At 68.5% G+C, this 16,773-nt stretch carries 16 protein-coding genes and 1 pseudogene; 7 read left to right on the top strand and 10 right to left on the bottom strand.

Going from position 1 to position 16,773, the window contains the following annotated elements; translation table 11 throughout:
- Both E1200_RS19395 and E1200_RS19390 read right to left on the bottom strand, forming a co-directional pair.
- A partial coding sequence (locus tag E1200_RS19395) for an SPFH domain-containing protein (protein ID WP_131953460.1) occupies nt 1-917 on the bottom strand: 917 nt, incomplete at its 3' end.
- Nucleotides 914-1,366 (bottom strand): NfeD family protein, encoded by a 453-nt coding sequence (locus tag E1200_RS19390; protein ID WP_131953459.1) that lies wholly within the window; start codon nt 1,364-1,366, stop codon nt 914-916. The genes E1200_RS19395 and E1200_RS19390, both read right to left, overlap by 4 nt.
- A gap of 153 nt (nt 1,367-1,519) precedes the next feature.
- Here E1200_RS19390 and E1200_RS19385 point away from each other — a divergent pair, with 153 nt between their 5' ends.
- From E1200_RS19385 to E1200_RS19375, 3 genes are all read left to right on the top strand, one after another.
- Nucleotides 1,520-3,739 (top strand): molybdopterin oxidoreductase family protein, encoded by a 2,220-nt coding sequence (locus tag E1200_RS19385; protein ID WP_131953458.1) that lies wholly within the window; start codon nt 1,520-1,522, stop codon nt 3,737-3,739.
- A gap of 91 nt (nt 3,740-3,830) precedes the next feature.
- On the top strand, nt 3,831-4,742 hold the full coding sequence (locus E1200_RS19380) for a Rieske 2Fe-2S domain-containing protein (protein ID WP_131953457.1): 912 nt from the start codon (nt 3,831-3,833) through the stop codon (nt 4,740-4,742).
- A gap of 595 nt (nt 4,743-5,337) precedes the next feature.
- Nucleotides 5,338-6,663, top strand: a complete 1,326-nt coding sequence (locus tag E1200_RS19375; protein WP_131953456.1) for an ImmA/IrrE family metallo-endopeptidase — start codon at nt 5,338-5,340, stop codon at nt 6,661-6,663.
- Nucleotides 6,664-6,861: 198 nt separating this feature from the next.
- Here E1200_RS19375 and E1200_RS19370 read toward each other — a convergent pair.
- From E1200_RS19370 to E1200_RS19360, 3 genes and pseudogenes are all read right to left on the bottom strand, one after another.
- Nucleotides 6,862-7,236 (bottom strand): annotated as a pseudogene (locus tag E1200_RS19370) (protein-L-isoaspartate(D-aspartate) O-methyltransferase); the annotation flags it as partial.
- A gap of 239 nt (nt 7,237-7,475) precedes the next feature.
- Nucleotides 7,476-7,673, bottom strand: a complete 198-nt coding sequence (locus E1200_RS19365; RefSeq protein WP_131953455.1) for a DUF397 domain-containing protein — start codon at nt 7,671-7,673, stop codon at nt 7,476-7,478.
- Complete coding sequence (locus E1200_RS19360; protein WP_131953454.1) at nt 7,673-8,479, bottom strand: helix-turn-helix transcriptional regulator; 807 nt, start codon at nt 8,477-8,479, stop codon at nt 7,673-7,675. The genes E1200_RS19365 and E1200_RS19360 overlap by 1 nt, the downstream gene beginning before the upstream one ends.
- A gap of 140 nt (nt 8,480-8,619) precedes the next feature.
- On the opposite strand from E1200_RS19360, the gene E1200_RS19355 reads away from it, so the two are divergent.
- Entirely contained in the window at nt 8,620-8,814 is a 195-nt protein-coding gene (locus tag E1200_RS19355) for a hypothetical protein (protein WP_131953453.1), read from the top strand.
- 759 nt (nt 8,815-9,573) lie between these two features.
- On the opposite strand, the gene E1200_RS19350 is transcribed toward E1200_RS19355, so the two are convergent.
- The 3 genes from E1200_RS19350 to E1200_RS19340 form a co-directional block, all read right to left on the bottom strand.
- Entirely contained in the window at nt 9,574-10,218 is a 645-nt protein-coding gene (locus E1200_RS19350; RefSeq protein WP_131953452.1) for a dihydrofolate reductase family protein, read from the bottom strand.
- A 96-nt stretch (nt 10,219-10,314) separates the two neighbouring features.
- A complete protein-coding gene (locus tag E1200_RS19345; RefSeq protein ID WP_131953451.1) occupies nt 10,315-11,295 on the bottom strand; it encodes a methyltransferase domain-containing protein in 981 nt (326 codons plus the stop codon).
- A 563-nt stretch (nt 11,296-11,858) separates the two neighbouring features.
- Entirely contained in the window at nt 11,859-12,275 is a 417-nt protein-coding gene (locus tag E1200_RS19340) for a hypothetical protein (protein WP_131953450.1), read from the bottom strand.
- Between the two features lie 210 nt (nt 12,276-12,485).
- Here E1200_RS19340 and E1200_RS35240 point away from each other — a divergent pair, with 210 nt between their 5' ends.
- A complete protein-coding gene (locus E1200_RS35240; protein WP_279436325.1) occupies nt 12,486-12,614 on the top strand; it encodes a hypothetical protein in 129 nt (42 codons plus the stop codon).
- 82 nt (nt 12,615-12,696) lie between these two features.
- On the top strand, nt 12,697-13,761 hold the full coding sequence (locus tag E1200_RS19335; RefSeq protein ID WP_131953449.1) for a TauD/TfdA family dioxygenase: 1,065 nt from the start codon (nt 12,697-12,699) through the stop codon (nt 13,759-13,761).
- A gap of 218 nt (nt 13,762-13,979) precedes the next feature.
- Here E1200_RS19335 and E1200_RS35235 read toward each other — a convergent pair whose 3' ends face one another.
- Nucleotides 13,980-14,519, bottom strand: a complete 540-nt coding sequence (locus E1200_RS35235) for a hypothetical protein (protein WP_279484647.1) — start codon at nt 14,517-14,519, stop codon at nt 13,980-13,982.
- Between E1200_RS35235 and E1200_RS35230 the strand changes: the two genes are divergently transcribed.
- Nucleotides 14,500-15,087 carry an LLM class flavin-dependent oxidoreductase gene (locus E1200_RS35230; protein WP_279484646.1) on the top strand — a complete coding sequence of 196 codons (588 nt, stop codon included), beginning with the start codon at nt 14,500-14,502 and terminating at the stop codon, nt 15,085-15,087. The two genes, E1200_RS35235 and E1200_RS35230, sit on opposite strands and share 20 nt — an antisense overlap.
- A 54-nt stretch (nt 15,088-15,141) precedes the next feature.
- Here E1200_RS35230 and E1200_RS19325 read toward each other — a convergent pair whose 3' ends face one another.
- The gene (locus tag E1200_RS19325; RefSeq protein WP_131953448.1) at nt 15,142-16,533 is read right to left on the bottom strand and encodes a serine/threonine-protein kinase; all 1,392 of its coding nucleotides are present in this window, start codon (nt 16,531-16,533) and stop codon (nt 15,142-15,144) included.
- Nucleotides 16,534-16,773: the final 240 nt, after the last annotated feature.

Genomic DNA, 16,773 nt, shown 5'->3' with positions numbered 1-16,773 from the left:
GTCTGGGGCTTCTCCTTGGGGGTGGTGGCCTCGTCCAAGGAGTCGGTGAAGGCGCCGGTGACGGCCTTCAGGGCGGCGGTGACCTCGCTTGGGATGACCCAGAAGGTGCTGCCCTTGCCCTCGGCCAGCTTCGGGAGGGTCTGGAGGTACTGGTAGGCGAGGAGCTTCGGGTCCGGGTCGGCCTCGTGGATCGTGTTGAAGACCCGCTCGATCGCGGCGGACTCGCCCTCGGCCTCCAGGATGGCGGCCTGCCGGGCGCCCTCGGCGCGCAGGATCGTCGACTGCTTCTCGCCCTCCGCGGTCAGGATCTTGGACGCGCGGGCGCCCTCGGCGGTGAGGATCGCGGCGCGCTTCTCCCGCTCGGCGCGCATCTGCTTCTCCATCGCGTCCTTGATGGACGGCGGCGGCTCGATCGCCTTGATCTCCACCCGGGTGACGCGGATGCCCCATTTGCCGGACGCGTCGTCCAGCACCCCGCGCAGTGCCGTGTTGATCCGGTCGCGGGAGGTCAGCGTGGCCTCCAGGTCCAGGGTGCCGATGACGTTGCGGAGGGTCGTCGCGGTGAGCTGCTCGATCGCCTTGATGTAGTCGACGATCTCGTAGTCGGCGGCGCGCGGGTCGGTGACCTGGAAGAACAGCACGGTGTCGATGTGGACGACGACGTTGTCCTCGGTGATGACCGGCTGCGCGCCGAACGAGACGACCTGTTCGCGCAGGTCGATGCTGGTCTTCACCCGGTCGACGAACGGGATGACGAAGCTGATGCCGGGTTCGAGCGTGCGGTGGTAGCGGCCGAGGCGCTCCACGTTGCGGGCCCGCGCCTGCGGGATGATCCACACGGCCCGCATCACCGTGGCGGCGAGCAGGGCCATCCCGGCGATGAGCGCGATGAGCACGGTGACGGCGATGTCGGTCATGGCTGCCCCTCATTCGAGGACGAGACCGGATAGAGCAGGGCGGTCGCCCCTTCGATGGCGAGGACGTCGGCGACGGCGTCGGCGGGGATGACGACGTCGGGGTCGTAGGGGCGGGCCGTCCACTCCTCGCCGCCGATGAGGGCGCGTCCGCCGCGCCGGTTCACCTCGGTGAGGGTGAGGGCCTCGCGGCCGACGAGCGCGGCGGTGCCCGACCGCAGCGGCGGCGGCTGGGCGATGTGGCGGCGCGCGATGGGCCGGACGACGGCGAGCCCCGCGACGGATCCGATGGCGAACACCGCGACCTGCGCGGCGAAGGGGAGGCCGAGCGCGCCGGCGAGACCGGCGGCCAGGGCGGCGGCGGCCAGCAGGCCGAGCGCGAGCGTGAGCGAGAAGATCTCGGCGATTCCGAGCAGCGCGGCGACGACCAGCCAGACGACCCACGACTCCATAGCAGCTCCTCACGGCTGCTCGAAAGCCCTCCCCGCCAAGGTAACTCCAAAATCGACTCTCCGGCCATGCCCGGTCATGACCTCTCGCGTCATGGCGCCCCTAAGCCGGGACAGGCCATGATGGGAAAGGAACCACTTACAAGGAGTGTCTCGATGGGCGACCGCACGGCGTTCCGCACCTGTCCGCTCTGTGAAGCCCTGTGCGGGCTCGAACTCACCCTGGACGACGCGGGAACGGTGACCCGCGTACGAGGCGACGAGAAGGACCCGTTCAGCAAGGGGTTCATCTGCCCCAAGGGCGCGACGCTGGGCAGCCTGGACGGCGACCCGGACCGGCTGTCCGAGCCGCTCGTCGGGGGTAAGGCGGCGGGCTGGGACGAGGCGTTCGAGACCGTCCGGCGGGAATTGTCCGCCGTGATCGGGAAGCACGGCCGGGACTCCGTCGCCGTCTACTTCGGCAACCCGACCGCGCACTCCCTCGCCGGCCCCCTCTACACGGGCGCGATCGTCAAGGCCCTCGGCACCCGCAACCTGTTCTCGGCCAGCACCGCCGACCAGATGCCGAAGCACGTCTCGTGCGGGCACATGTTCGGCGACCCGGCCGCGATCCCCGTCCCGGACCTCGACCGCACCGACCACCTCCTCATGCTCGGCGCGAACCCCCTCGAATCGAACGGCAGCCTGTGCTCGGCACCGGACTTCCCGGGCCGGCTCAAGGCGATCCGGGCGCGCGGCGGGAAGGTCGTCGTGGTCGACCCGCGCCGCACGCGGACGGCCGCCCTCGCCGACGAGCACGTGTTCATCCGCCCCGGGACGGACGCGTTCCTGCTGATGGCGCTCGTCCACACGCTGTTCGCCGAGGACCTGACCGCGTCCGCCGAGCACCTGGCCGGGCGCGTCAACGGGCTGGACGACCTGCGCGCCCTCGCCGTCGACTTCGCGCCCGAGCGCGTCACGGACATCACGGGTGTCCCCGCCGACACGATCCGCCGGACGGCTCGCGAGCTCGCCTCCGCCGGGCGCGCCGCCGTCTACGGACGCCTCGGCACCTGCACCCAGGCTTACGGCACGCTCAACAGCTGGCTTGTGGACGTCCTCAACGTCCTGACGGGCAACCTCGACCGGCCCGGCGGCGCGATGTTCCCGCGTCCCGCCCACGCGCCCGTGTACCGGCGCAAGAAGCCGTTCACGACCGGACGGTGGCGCAGCCGCGTCCGCGCACTGCCCGAGGTCAGCGGGGAACTGCCCGTCGCGACGCTCGTCGACGAGATCGAGACGCCCGGCGAAGGCCAGATCAAGGCGCTGATCACCATCGGCGGCAACCCGGCGCTGTCGGCCCCCAACGCCGACCGGCTCGACCGCGCGCTCGCCGGCCTGGAGTTCATGGTCAGCATCGACCCCTACCTGAACGAGACGACTAGGCACGCCCACGTGGTCCTGCCGCCGCCGCGCCCCGTGCAGACGCCGCACTACGACCTCGCGCTGGTCGGGCTCGCCGTCCGCAACTACGCGCGCTTCTCCGCGCCCGCCGTGCCGCTGCCGGACGGACGGCCCAGCGAAGCGGAGATCCTCGCCCGCCTCGCGATGCTCATCTCCGGCACGGACGGCGACCCCGCCGCCCTCGACGAGCTGATCATCAAGACGACGCTCACGAAGGCCGCCGCCGCCGAAGGCTCCCCCGTCCACGGCCGCGACCCGGACGAACTGCGCAAGATGCTCGACAGCGGCACCTCGACCGAGCAGCGCCTCGACATGATGCTCCGCCTAGGCCCGTACGGCGACGGCTTCGGCGCCGAAGCGTCCGGACTGACCCTCACCCGGCTGCGCACAGAGCACCCGCATGGCATCGACCTAGGCGCCCTGGAACCCCGCCTAGACGAGGTCCTCTGCACGACCTCAGGCCGCGTGGAGCTGTGCCCCTCTACCTTCGCCGCCGACGTGGACCGCCTCCACGCGGCCCTGCGCGACCCCGCGCCCACCGGAATGCTCCTCATCGGATGCCGTCACCTGCGTTCCAACAACAGCTGGCTGCACAACGTCCCCGAACTGGTGCGCGGCTCCAACACGTGCACGCTGCAACTCAACCCCGCCGACGCCGAACGCCTCGGCATCACCGACGGGGGCAGCGTCCGGGTCACGTCCCGCACCGGGACCATCGAGGCCGTGGCCGAACCCACCGACACCGTCATGCCCGGCGTCGTCAGCCTCCCGCACGGGTGGGGCCACGACCGTCCTGGAACCCGCACTGAGGTCGCCCAGCGTCATGCGGGGGTCAACGTCAATTCCGTCACCGACGACGCGGAGATCGACCCCCTGTCCGGCAACGCCGTGTTCAACGGCGTCCCCGTGACGCTGGAGCCAGTGGCACCCTGACCCCGTGGTTTAGCCCTATCCGCCATCAGGTAGGAATGACTGGCCACATACGTACGCAGAGGACCCTGGCGTCTCAACGCGGAGGAGGGGCATGAACCGCAGGACGAGTCGGCGCATGTCCCGCCCCCAGGGCTCCACGCGGCTGGCGACCGCGACCGAGAGCCTGGAACGCGCCCGCGGCCTCGACCGCACGATCCGTGCCCTGTCCACGGCCGTGCGGCGGACGCTGGGCACCGGCACGGTCAAGGACACCTTGCACGGCGTCCCGATGGGCCACCCCGCGCACCCGCCGCTGACGGACGTCCCCATGGGCCTGTGGATGTCGGCCGCCGTCCTGGACCTCATGCCAGGCACGCGCCGCGCCTCGCAGACCCTCGTCGCCGCGGGCCTGGCCGGGGCCGTCCCGACCGTCCTCACGGGCGTGGCCGACTGGGCGTCGATGCACCGCGAGCAGCAGCGCGTGGGCCTCATCCACGCCATGAGCATGGCGACCGCGAGCGGCCTGTACTCGGCGTCGTTCTGGGCCCGCTACCAGGGCCGCGACTCCGCGGGCCGCGCCTTCGGCTTCGCCGGCCTAACCGCACTCCTGGCGGGCGGCTACCTGGGCGGCCACCTGGCGTTCCGCCAGGCCGGCGGCGCCAGCCACGCCGACCAGACCGCCCACCTGGTCAGCCTCGGCTGGCACGACCTGTGCGGCATCGAAGACCTCCCGGACGGCTGGCCGGTCCACCGCCGCCTGGGCTACATCAGCCTGTTCGTCCTGCGCACGGGCGACGACGTCCACGTCCTGACCGACCGCTGCAGCCACCTGGCGGGCCCCCTGCACCAGGGCCGCATCATCACCGACGACAACGCCGACCCGTGCGTGGTCTGCCCCTGGCACGGCAGCACCTTCCGAGTCCGAGACGGCGCCGTCGTCCACGGCCCAGCCACCGCCCGCCAGCCCTCCTTCGAAACCCGCATAACCGACACCGGAACGATCCAAGTCCGCCCCCTCGGCTAACGGATTACCGCCGCACAAGAAACACGCTCTGAACATGCGCCTACGGAGATGATCGCCATTCAAGATCATTCCGATGATGCGCTGCCACGAATGTCCGCTTGGTCCGCACTCAAGGCGATGCGGGTATGACCTGGTCCGCGATGTCCGACGAGGTAATGGGTAGACCTGCCGTACGAGGGCGTCCCGTCATCGGGACACGGCATACTTGAAGGATGCGAGCCCCCCGTCGTCGCCGTCCCCTTCGAAGGAGCGTGGTGGCTGTGCCAGAGGGCGTGAGCCTGGCTGCTATCGCTGCGCGGGCCTCGTACGTGGGGAGCAGTGAACACAAGGCGTTCCCGTCGTTCGCAGGTCCGCCGCGGCTGCGTGCGGATGCGAGCAAGTGCGATCCGGCTTTGGCTGACCCGGACGAAATAACGGCATGGCTCCGTACTGCCATGCAGGCCGGCCGTATCGGAGCACCGTGGGAAGGAGACTTCCCACGGTATGTTTGGCATCGACTCGACGAAGTGGTTTATGAGGCGAGGCTCGTAAACCAAGAGCTTGGGCAGTACAAGGGCTATCCACTTCAGCCTAGCGAGTTGCCGGAGGGCTTGACATGAGCTCACACCCAGAACTGAGAATTAAATGGGAGTGGGAGCCCTCCGGGAAGGTGCGTGCAAAAGAACATGCCGCCACCTGGGCGCGCATTGAGATCTGGGTCGGCTCTGAATGTGTGACCCTAGTGGAAGATAGAGAATCCGGCAGTTCTCGTCGCTCAATCTACTGCCCGCTCTATCCACTTGCTGAGTGGATCGCCTATAACTGGTGGTTCATTCAGTCCGACGCCAGGCCGGCCCGTGGTCTCGCGTTCCGTTGGTCCGCTGACCAGCCACAGGCTTCCACCCTTATGCGCAGGCACTCGATTCGTGGAAGCGGGGACGGCTTCTTGTGGCCCAACCTGCTGATAATCCCTGAAGGAAGCCAGACCCGTCTGGTCTGGCAACGCGACAGGTCAACGTCCACCGACCGAGTGATCAATTATTTGAACGAAGGTGACGTCCTCGCCGACCCGACCGCCGTGCTACAGGAGCTCGCGTCCGTAGTTTCGGAAGTGCTGACGAGGCTGGCGGAAGAGGATGTTCATGACACCCCACTCCACAAGGAATGGGCGGCGATCCAGCAGGCACACCCCGACGAAGTAGAGTTCTGTCACGCCGCAGCCAGGCTCGGCCTGGACCCTTACTCCGAAGCAGAGCCGTACCAGAATTCTATTCTGGACGCTGCGGGGCTGTTCTCGGGCGACCTGCTGAACGATTTTCTGGACGCGGTCGCACCACAGAGCATGGCTGCGGCCATAGCTTGGATCCAGTCGGCAGGCGAACTTATTCGAGGAAGTCGTGGGCGCGATACGAGAGTTCGAGAACTTCGACGGGAACTGCGGCGGGACCTGAGTCCGAGAGCTACCTTGCCCTGGGAGGTCGGATGGACCCACGCGAGGCGAGTTCGCAGCGCGCTGGAGATGACCACCACGACTCCGTTCGATCTCGAAGACTACGTTTCAGGCGTCGAGCGCATTTCTGCGGACCGAGGGCTTCTTGCTGCCGGAGGACCGGTGGAGGAACAGGGTCCTGTCATCGTGACCGGCCAGTCCCAGTCGGCGTCGGCACGCAAATTCACACTTGCGCGAGCCCTTTGGCACCACCTCTGGGGGGAGCGCGACACGCTCTTCCTGGTAACCACTGCTTACACTGATCGACAGAAGGTCGAACGCGCGTTTGCAGCAGAGTTGCTGGCTCCCGCCGCTGGAATATCCGAGGTGCTGGAGACTGATCCAAAGATAGCGACTGTGGAGGATCTGGAGCGAGTAGCCGCTGCCTTCGAGGTTTCCCCCCTGGTCGTTCGCCACCAACTCCAGAACCAGCTTCTATCAGACGTGGCGTAAAAGCTGCTGCGGCCCGCCCTTACGCGACCGTTCGGCGCTGAGGACGGCTCATCGCGCCTTCGCCGATCTCGCGTGCGGCATGCGTCCTACACGAGTTATTCCACGCCGGCACCAGGATGTGCTGTCGTGGCCGTCGGCCTGGGGCCTTACGAGCGGTTCGCTCCGGCGCTCGCGGGGACAGCGTGCCGCGTTTCCGTGTCATTCCAGGGTGGCGGCGAGCGGGTTCGGGGGCGCATCCAGCCAGGTGTGCTGGCCGTTGGGAGTCACGGTGAGGCCGTACCTGGCCAGGTCTGCCTTTCCGGCGGCCTGCCAGCGCGCCTCCGCAGCTTGAACGCTATGGGTGCTCACCTGCTGAGCCCGGAGGGGCATGAAGGGTGCGGAACCAACGCATCGTCCCTGCGCCGTGCCGTCGTCTTGGACGCGGAGTACCGCGAGAGGCCAGTCCGGATGAACCATGGGTGCCAGCGGTACGACGATCAGTCCGCCAGGCCGGGGCTGACGGCCCCAGGCGTAGGGGACGGTATGAGCGGACGCCGTGACGATGATCCGGTCGAACGGCGCACCGGGCGGGAACCCCTCTTCCCCCGATCTCCAAGACCCGCATGCCGGCCTTCAGGCGCCGTACCGCGACGTCCCGCCCGCAACGCGTCCGCCACCGAAGGACCGGCCTCGCCTCCGGCTCCATCGGCCAACGCACGTCATGGCGTCACACGCCGACCCTGGCCGACACCGTCCAGGCCAGAACGTTCGATGCCCAGCGACGAGCCCTCGACCCATGTGCGGGGCGAGGGCTCGTAACGAGGCTGGGAGATTTAGGTCGGGTCGTACTCCCCGTGCTTCACGCGGGCGACGAACCTCCGCCAGTCAGCCGCGTCGAGCGCAATGTGGGGAGCTTCGGGGGCCTTAGAGTCACGTACTCCGATTCGGGGGGCAAGCTGCGCAACTTCCACGCAGTCGCTCGTTCCAGCATCAGTACCGCTGTGGCTGGACTTGCGCCAGACGGGAGTCATCAGAAGCCTTCCATCACTTGCTGGATCAACTCGGCGGACGCGTCCACCGGAAGCGCCCGATCGCTGATGCGATCGAAGTTGGCTCGGTATGAGCGTACATCCGTGACATCCACGACAAGTCGTCCACCAAAGCTCGCCTCGACATACACCGAGTCGCTGCCATCCACAGTCATGATCTTGAACGACCCGTCGCGCCCGACGTGCGCGCCGGCACGCTGGGGGACGATCCGTACGGAGATGTTCGGCTGCTCGCCCAGTTCCAGCAGCCTGGCAAGCTGGCCGCGCATGACCTGCGGCCCTCCAACGGGCTGACGGATGACTCCCTCATCAAGCATGACCCACAGATTCGGCGCAGGATCACGAAGCAGACACTCCTGGCGCTTCATCCTGACGCCCACACGCCCATCGACGTCCCGGAACCCGCCCGCCAGCACGGCCTCGCGTGTGTACGCCTCGGTCTGGAACAGCCCCGGAATCCAGGCGAGTTCCCATATGCGCAGTTCAGCAGCGCGTACCTCCAACTCGAAGTGCGCCTTGAACCACTCGGGATCATGTCCCGCCTTGGCGAACAGCACCAGGACTCTGAACAGGTCTTGAGTGCCCCACTGCCGATCAAGAACACGCGCATGCTTCTCCAGTAGCTTCACCTGGCCGGACTCAAGTCGCGAAACACTTGATCGATCAAGGTCGAGTATCAGCCCCAGTTCACTGCCTGACATGCGGCGCTCTTCGCGATGTCTGCGCAGTTGAACAGCTATCAGGTCCCAGAGCGAGCCTTCGGGATTCAGTGACTCTCTGAGAGTCATTCGCGACTCCCTGGTGTTGTATCTGGTGTACGAACCTTCCGAAGGTAGCGCGGAGGCGGGAACCTTGTCCCGAGAACGCGGGAGGGAAAGGGCCGCCGATGAATGCTCGGACATCAATCGAAGATCAGGAGCTCGCCAGGTTGCGCAGGGACTTCACCGGTCATCGGATCTGGCGCGCGGTTCGGTGGGACGGGCGGCTCGGCGACTGGGTGGCCAGCCTCCACGACCCGGCCGCCGGGGTCTATCCCACGGTGATCTGCTCGGACGCCGCCGCGCTTCGTGATGCGCTCTGCACGGAGGCCGAGAAGGCCGCCGCGCGTAAGGGACTCCGGTGATGCAACAGCCGCACCGCAACGCGGCCCGGCCACCGGAGGGGACCGCGGCCCCCAGCGCGGTCCCGTGGGGGGAGGTGAGAGCGGCGCGTCCGGTGAGCGTCCCCCCGGGCGCACCGGCCGCGCCGCTCCACCGTCCGCCGCCGCGGCCGTCCACCAGCACGCACATCGAGGCCCGCTTCCCCGGCGTCCGTTGCTGGTGGGGGCTTCACACCCGCCGCTGGTGGGCCTATGTACCGACCTGGCCGGCCGGGTGCCTGCTGGAGGCTGCCACCCCAGATGCCCTCATCGCCCAGATCGCCGAGAGGCTGGAGGGACGGCCATGGAACCCGAACCGATGACCTCTGCTTCCGGGAGGAGGGGGCTGGAGCCTCGTCGGAGATCACTCGATCATGCGGGGGCAGCTTGCCCACCTGCTTGAACTGGGGGCATGTCACACGTTGACCTGCGGGTATTGCTCGCCGGAAACGTTGGCGTCAGAGACAGTAAGCCCCCGATGGCGGCCACCTCAGCCTGACCTCCACCGCCTTCGCTGAACTCGTCGCGGGTGTGAAGCGGTACGACCTGGACCGCTGACCACCAGGCGACGGACATCGGTGACCAGCAACGTTCACGGGGTCGGCGAGCCGTTGACTTGCGGCGTGTCGTTGTTATGCGGTCCGCCATAACAACAACACGCCGCAAGTCAACGTGCTTGGTGGCATCGGCGTGGGCGGCGCGGTTGGCCGTGGTCGCGCCGTCGTCCCTCGGGAGGCGGCGGGGTCAGGCTTCGGTGCTGACGCCTCGGTCGGGGGCGGCCATGTCTCCTGTGCGGGGGGTGCCTTCGGCCAGGCCGTAGCGGAGGTAGACGGTTCCGGTCGGGCTGGATACCGGGGGCTCCAGGAGGGTGACGTTCGTGGGGACTGCGCCGCCGTCGAAGACCTTCTTCCCCACACCGAGGACGATGGGGTGAATCCACAGGTCGAGGCGGTCGAAGAGCTTCTCGCGCAGGAGGGTCTGCACCAGGTTCAGGCTGCCGACGACCTTGATGTTCTCGTGCCGGTCACGGATTGCGTTCACCTCGGCCGCCAGATCAGGACCGAGTTGCGTTGAGTCGGCCCATGAGAGGTCGGGCTTTCCGCGGGACGCCACGTACTTCGGGATGCTGTTGAAGAGCGCGGCGATCTCGCCGTCCTCGCCGCCCTTCTGGTGCGGCCAGTAGGCGGCGAAGATGTCATACGTCCGCCGGCCTAGCAGCAGGGCGTCGGTGCCCTCGTACGCGGCGCCGACCTGCCCGCCGGAGACCTCGTCCAGCAGCGGCGCCTGCCAGCCGCCGAACGGGAAGCCCACCGGGTCCTCGTCTGGTCCACCGGGCGACTGGCCGACGAGGTCGAGTGTCGCGAACATCTCGATGTGGATGAGTCCCATGTCTACTCCCGATGAGTTGGTGTCTCGCTCAGAAGGTTGACCTGCCGGCGGCGGCACACTCATCGCTGCGACGGCATCGATGTCACCCTCGCCCCGTCATCCGATCGGGTTCGTGGGCGAATCCAGCCAAACGCGCTGGCCGACCGAGGTGACCGTGAGGCCGAAGCGGGAAGGCCCCGGCCGCCCAGAATCCAGCCACCAGCCGTAAGCCCGTTCAAGCTCGTCCCAGAGATCGCGAGGGCCGTGCTGGAGTACGAGCTGGTCAGCGGCAGGTGTCACGGCGGCCCAGGAGCCGGTCGCATGGTGCGACAACCGGTAGGTATGGCTGCCGTCCGGGTTCAGAGTCTTGCCATCCGTGACGCCCTGCAGCCTGGCCCCCACCGCGAACCTGGCGTCTGATCCGGGGGCGAAGATCTCGTCGGGAAACCTCTCCGCCGTGCTCTGACGGTAGTCGCCGCGATTCATGTCGTCTCGCCATGGCACATGCGCTGGGCGTTGCTCCCGCAGGCGCATGAAGGCAACGGCCCGGGTGAAGCGGCCGTCGGCGGTGCCATCGGGGTGCACGGTCAGCGTCAGAAGGACGCCGCCGGGGTAAAGGTCGCTGCCCCAAGGCATGAGTATTCGTCCGCCGACTGCGCTCTGTGCCACCCACGCGTGGGAGACGTCCCGCACAGAAGCCGTCACGACTATGCGGTCATAGGGTGCGCCGTCTGGATGGCCGACCATGCCGTCACCGGTCACGACGGTCACCGGAAACCCCGCCTTGTCGAGCGCACGCCGGGCATGGTCGGCAACCTCGACATCGACCTCCACGGAGGTCACGTTCTCCGGGCCGCAGATCTCCGCGAGCATTGCCGCGTTGTAGCCGGTGCCGGTTCCGATCTCCAGAACCCGCATACCCGGTCCTATGTCGAGCAGACGGATCATTTCCCGCATGACAGAGGGGGCACTGCTGGAACTCGTCGGCTGGACGCCCCTGTCACGAGCACCGTCGTCGACCTGCGTGACGATCGCTTCGTCACTGTCGCAAAGTTGCGCCCACCTTTCCGGCTCGACCTCCCGGTGCAGTGGGGCCATCCAGCCGTCATCACCCCGCACCCAGACCGTGTCCGGGATGAAAAACCTCCTATTCACGCCTCTCCAGTTCCACCGCAACCGGGACAACTGCGCGTTTCCTGGCCCCTTTGATCCCTCCCATCAGCATCGACCACGATGGTTCCTGATCCGTTACACCGCTTACAGGTTTCCTTCTTCCCGTGCTTGCCCACTTTTCTCCCTTCGATCGACCTCCTTGCTTACATTGACGGCGCTGCATGGGGTCTTTCAATAACCCGACTGACATGATTTCGTCTCCCACATTGGTCGATCGGTATGTCTACCTATGGCCGGATCGACCACACTTTTTCCACTCCGGCTCGGGAATATTCGGTAGTTCAGCAACCGATTCACGCGGTCGGCTTCCGCGACGTGAGGAGGAACCCGGCGGCCGATAGTCAAGCTTGGCGCTTACGACCGAGCCCTCTTCACGGGTGCCCGAGTTGCGGTCGTCCCGTCCTTCGCGGGTTCTCAAGCCGACCGTCCGACCCTGGAGAAGCGAGCCCCGTCCTCGCGCGGGCCGGGGCCTCGCTCTGTCCGTGGCGCTAGCGGGGGACGGTGCTGTTCAGGGCCTCTGTGCGGGCGTCCAGGTAGGGGGTGGTGCCGCGGTCGGCTGTGCGGGCGGACGTGATGGTCAGGTCGTAGTGGGCCCACACCATGGCGGCGTCGGTCAGGCGGCGGGCCTTGGCGCGGATGAGGTGGACGTCCGGTGGGCCGGTGACGATCAGGAGGACGGGTTCACCGCGTTCCAGATCGTCCACGGCGGGGTCGTCCGGCCATATCGCCACGCGCAGGTAGCGGTCCTCGATCACGCGCAGTTCGCCGCAGTCCGGGACGCAGACCCAGGGCAGGCCGTCCGCCGCGCAGGTGACCATGACGATGGGACGCTGCCGCGCCTGAGAGCTTCTGATGGCGTCGATGGAGGTCGAGAGGACGTCCGGCGGGGCCGCCACGTCCGCCATACCTCGGAGGTTCGGCCGGCGTCGTTCGGGTGAGGACCACTCCTGTACCCACTTGAACATACGTTCGATTGTACGGCCCCGAGTTGCTCCTGCGCCATATCCCGGAGAGGCGGGCAAAGGTGCCAGGAATGCGAGATGACGTCTCGCTTGACGGGATATGGGAGGTTAGCTTACGGTTTGGTGGAGATCCTCCACAGTCGGGAGCACGCCATGAGCCGAGTCGCCTCGCGGGGCCTTGGACCGGCTGTGCGCGCCTACTCCGAGCCGCTGCGCGTGCGTCCGCCGCGCACCGGCATGCGTCCCGGCACCGCCGCGGGCATCGTGCAGACGCCCTTCTAATCCGCGACGTCCGCCGCCCTGTTTCCCCGGGCCGCGGCGTCCCGTCCGCGGTCCTGCCCTCTTTTCTGAAGTGCGAGGCATCATGTCCACGACCCTTGACCTGTCCCCGATTTCCGGCCCGTCCGCCTGGCGCGGGGACGAGCTCGCCGGTTCCACCGAGTGGATCTACCACCTGTCCGACGCCGAGCGGGACGAGCTGGAGGCCGTCGGCCGGCGCTTCGTCGCCGACGACCCCGACCTGCGCTCCATCACCGCCGCCGACTACCCCCTCGACGCCTGCACCGGCCTCATCGACGAGTGCGCCCAGCAGATGGACTCGGGCCGCGGGTTCATCCTCATCCGCGGGCTGCGCACCGAGGAGTACGGCGACGCGGTCGCGGGCGCGATCTTCTACCTGATGGGCCTGCACCTCGGCTCGCCGATGCCGCAGAACCAGTACGGCGACGTCCTCGACCACGTCATCGCCACGTCCAACAAGACCATGGACGACCCGACCGCGCTGCCGTCGCGCGTCCGGGACCGGCTGCCGTTCCACTCCGACAGCTCCGACGTCGTCGCGCTGATGTGCCTGCGCGGTGCCCGCGAGGGCGGGGCGTCCAGCCTGGTCAGCGGGACGACGATCTACAACGAGATCCTGTCCCGCCGTCCCGACCTCGCGCCGCTGCTGTTCGAGGAGTGGCACTGGGACTGGCGCCGGCAGGACCCCGACGCCCCCGCCAACACCTACACCTCGCCGATCTGCAGCTACGTGGACGGCATCTTCAGCACCTACGCCGGCGCCCAGATGATCTTCACGGCGCAGGAGTACCCGGAGGTGCCGCGGCTCACCGAGGCGCAGATCGAGCTGCTGCACCTGTTCGACGAGATCGCGCAGGAGCCCGGCCTTCCGCTGGACATGGACTTCCAGCCCGGCGACGTCCAGTGGCTGCTGAACTACGCCGCCCTGCACTCGCGCACCGAGTACGTCGACTACCCCGAGCCCGAGCGGCGCCGCCACCTGCTGCGCCTCTGGCTGCGCCGCGACGTCGGCCGGCCGCTCGTGCCCGGCTTCGGCAAGACCGTCATCGAGGACGCCGGCGAGCCGCTGCCCGGCGGCCGCTTCAAGATCGCGGACGCGGTCGTCCCCAACGAGTCCTGGGGCCTGTGACCGGCTGCCGCTGCGACTCGTGGTCCCGTTCCTAGAGCGGTGTGGACGGGGCCACGACACCACTCGACGGCCCGGCCGCCCGCGCATGGACAGCGCGGGCGGCCGGGCCGCTCGCCATGTGCGGTCCGGAGCCCTCACCACACACGGAAACCGCTCCGCGAGTGGGTCTGTGCCTGGGGGTTCTCGGGTCGGGTGGTCAGCGAGGCACCGCGAGGTGACTAGCCTGAGGCCGATTCCCTCCCGCCGTTGATGCTGAGGAGCACGCTTTCGTGAAACTGTCCATCGTCGAGCTCGGGACGGTCGCGCCGGGTACCACCGAGAGGGACGCCCTGGCCGATGCGCTGGAGACCGCCCGGCATGCCGACGAGCGGGGGTTCCACCGGATCTGGTTCGCCGAGCACCATCTGAGCCGCTCGGGCGCGTCGCACCATCCCGAGCTGCTGATCGCGGCGGCGGCGATGGTCACGTCCCGCATCCGGCTGGGGTCGGGAGCGGTGCTGATGAACCACTACAGCCCGTTCAAGGTCGCCGAGATGTTCAAGCAGCTCGAGGCAATGGCGCCGGGGCGGATCGACCTGGGGATGGGGCGGGCCACCGCGGGCCCGGTGCTCGACCTGGCGCTGCAGCAGAACCGGCGGGAGCCGGCCCAGGCCGATCACCAGCAGCAGGTGGCCGAGACGATGGCCTGGCTGTACGACGCGTTCCCCGAGGAGCACCCCGTTCGCCGGCAATCCGCTGATGACGAGCGTGCCCGACATCCCGCAGACGTGGCTGCTGGGATCCAGCCCGAACGGCTCGAACCTGGCCGCCGGCCTGGGCATCGGCTACAGCTTCGCCGGCTTCATCAACCCGCCCGGCGCGGCACCGGCCCTGCGCCACTACCGCGAGCAGTTCCAACCGCAGGGATTCGGCCTGGACTCGCCCCGGGCGATCCTCGCGGTCAACGTGACCGTCGGTGACACCGCCGCCGATGGCCTGCGGCTGGCGAGCTCCCCCAAGGGCTTTTACGCCCGGCTGAGCCGCGCCGGACGCGCCGCGGGCTCCGTGATGGTCCCCGACCCGGACGAGGCCGCCCGGGAGATGGCCCCGCACGAGCAGGACGAACCCACCACGATCGTCGACGGCCGCTGGCCCCGCTTCGTCGCCGGAGGACCCGCCGAGGTCCGCGCCACCCTGGACCAGATGGTCGAGGAGAGCGGCGCCGACGAGCTCATGGTCCAGAACCTGATCGCCGACCCGGCCGCGCGCCGTCACTCCCACGAACTCCTGGCCCAGATCTTCGATGTGCCCAGGCCACAGGGCGCGCCTTCCGAGGCTGCCCGGTGAAGTGCGGGAGTCCTGCCCGTCAGGGGTAGGCGCTCGGCGGTCGCCAGGACGGCCTCAGTGCGGGTCTTCGCTCGGGCGGCACCAGCGGGCGGTGGCGGGGAGCAGGGCCATGACCACGGCGGCGATCAGCAGAAGGGCCGCCAGCGGGCAGAAGACGAACAGCGTCACGTGGAACGGGCTGTCGAGCTCCACGTCTCCCCCGATGAGAATGAACTGCAAGCTCGCGCCTATCAGGTGCAGGGCCGCCAAACCGCCGACTATGGCGATCATCCGTCGCCCGGTCTCCATGCGCTGGGACAAGCGCCGCGTCCCGATGGCCAGCAGAACCGCTTCCGCGATGACCACCACCAGGTTCACCACGATCACCACGATCGGCGCACCTGAGCCCATCGAGACGGCGGCCATGAAGGCGATGGCGAGGAGTCCGGGGAGGCCCAGCAGGGTCAGGATCATCGCGGCGGTCGCGGTGCCGCCGCCCTGGTCGCCCGGCCGCGCCGGCGGGGCTTCCTCATACGGCCGGGTGGGCGCCGTCCGGTCCGGCTGTGCGCCGCCCGGGTCCTTGGTAGGACGTGTGTGCCCGGTGGGCGGCGTCCGGCTCGCGGAGGATGCGGAGGAGTCCAGGGCGCGCAGGTGCGCGGCGACCGTGGCCGCGTCCTTGGGGCGGTCGTCGGGGCTCTTGGCCAGCAGGTCCAGGACCAGTGCGCTCAGCCGCTCGTCGATGTCGGGTCGCAGCGAGCGCGGGGGCGCCGGGGCGCGGTTGAGGTGCTGGTGCAGGACGGAGCCGATGCCCGAACCGGCGTCCACCCAGGTCGTCCCGGTCAGCAGGTGGTACAGCACGCAGCCGAACGCGTACAGGTCGGTGCGCTCGTCGACGGCGTGGCCCTCGATCTGCTCGGGCGCCATGTAGAGCGGGGTCCCGGCCGCCGCGCCGGTGGCGGTGATCCTGGTGGCGTCGGCGAGGCGGGAGATCCCGAAGTCGCAGACCTTCACCCGGCCGTCGTCGGTCAGGAAGAGGTTGGCGGGCTTGATGTCGCGGTGCACCACCCCTTGCCCGTGGGCGGCGGTGAGGGCGTCAAGGATCTGCACGGCCCAGTCCACTACCTGCGCGACGGGCAGCCCGGACGGGGACGCGCTCAGCACCGAGGCCAGGTCGCGCCCCCGCATCAACTCCATCACCTGGAAGAAGAGGCGCAACCCTCCGTCGGTGTGCTCGTCGATGTCGAAGACGGTGGTGAGCCCGGGGTGGTTCACGGCCGCCGCGATCTCGGCCTCCCGCCGGAACCGGGCCAACCCCGTCCCGTCGGCCGCACCGCTCAGCGGCAGGATCTTCACCGCGACCGGGCGGCGCAAGCGCTGGTCCACGCCCCGCCACACCTCACCCATCCCGCCCCGGCCGAGCATCTCCTCCAGCTCGTAACGTCCGGCCAGCACGAGACCACTGCGCATCGACTCTCCTCAGCTCGGGGGCGCCGAAGCTCGCTCGGCAGCTGGGTCCGGGGGCGGATGTCCGAACGTCACCGACGCGCAGAAACCTCACGGCAGCCTAGTGATCAAAGCGCCGCAAGGTCTCACGGAGACCACCGACCTCGTTGACTTGCGGCGTGGCCGCAAGTCAACGGTGGGGGGTTAGGAGAGAAGGCGGGTGTAGAGGCGGGTGTAGGCCGTCAGAGTTGCTAGGTCTAGGAC

The sequence above is a fragment of the Actinomadura sp. GC306 genome, from assembly GCF_004348665.1.
In the GTDB taxonomy this organism is placed as follows: Bacteria; Actinomycetota; Actinomycetes; order Streptosporangiales; family Streptosporangiaceae; genus Spirillospora.
This window is presented reverse-complemented; position numbering and strand designations above follow the sequence as displayed.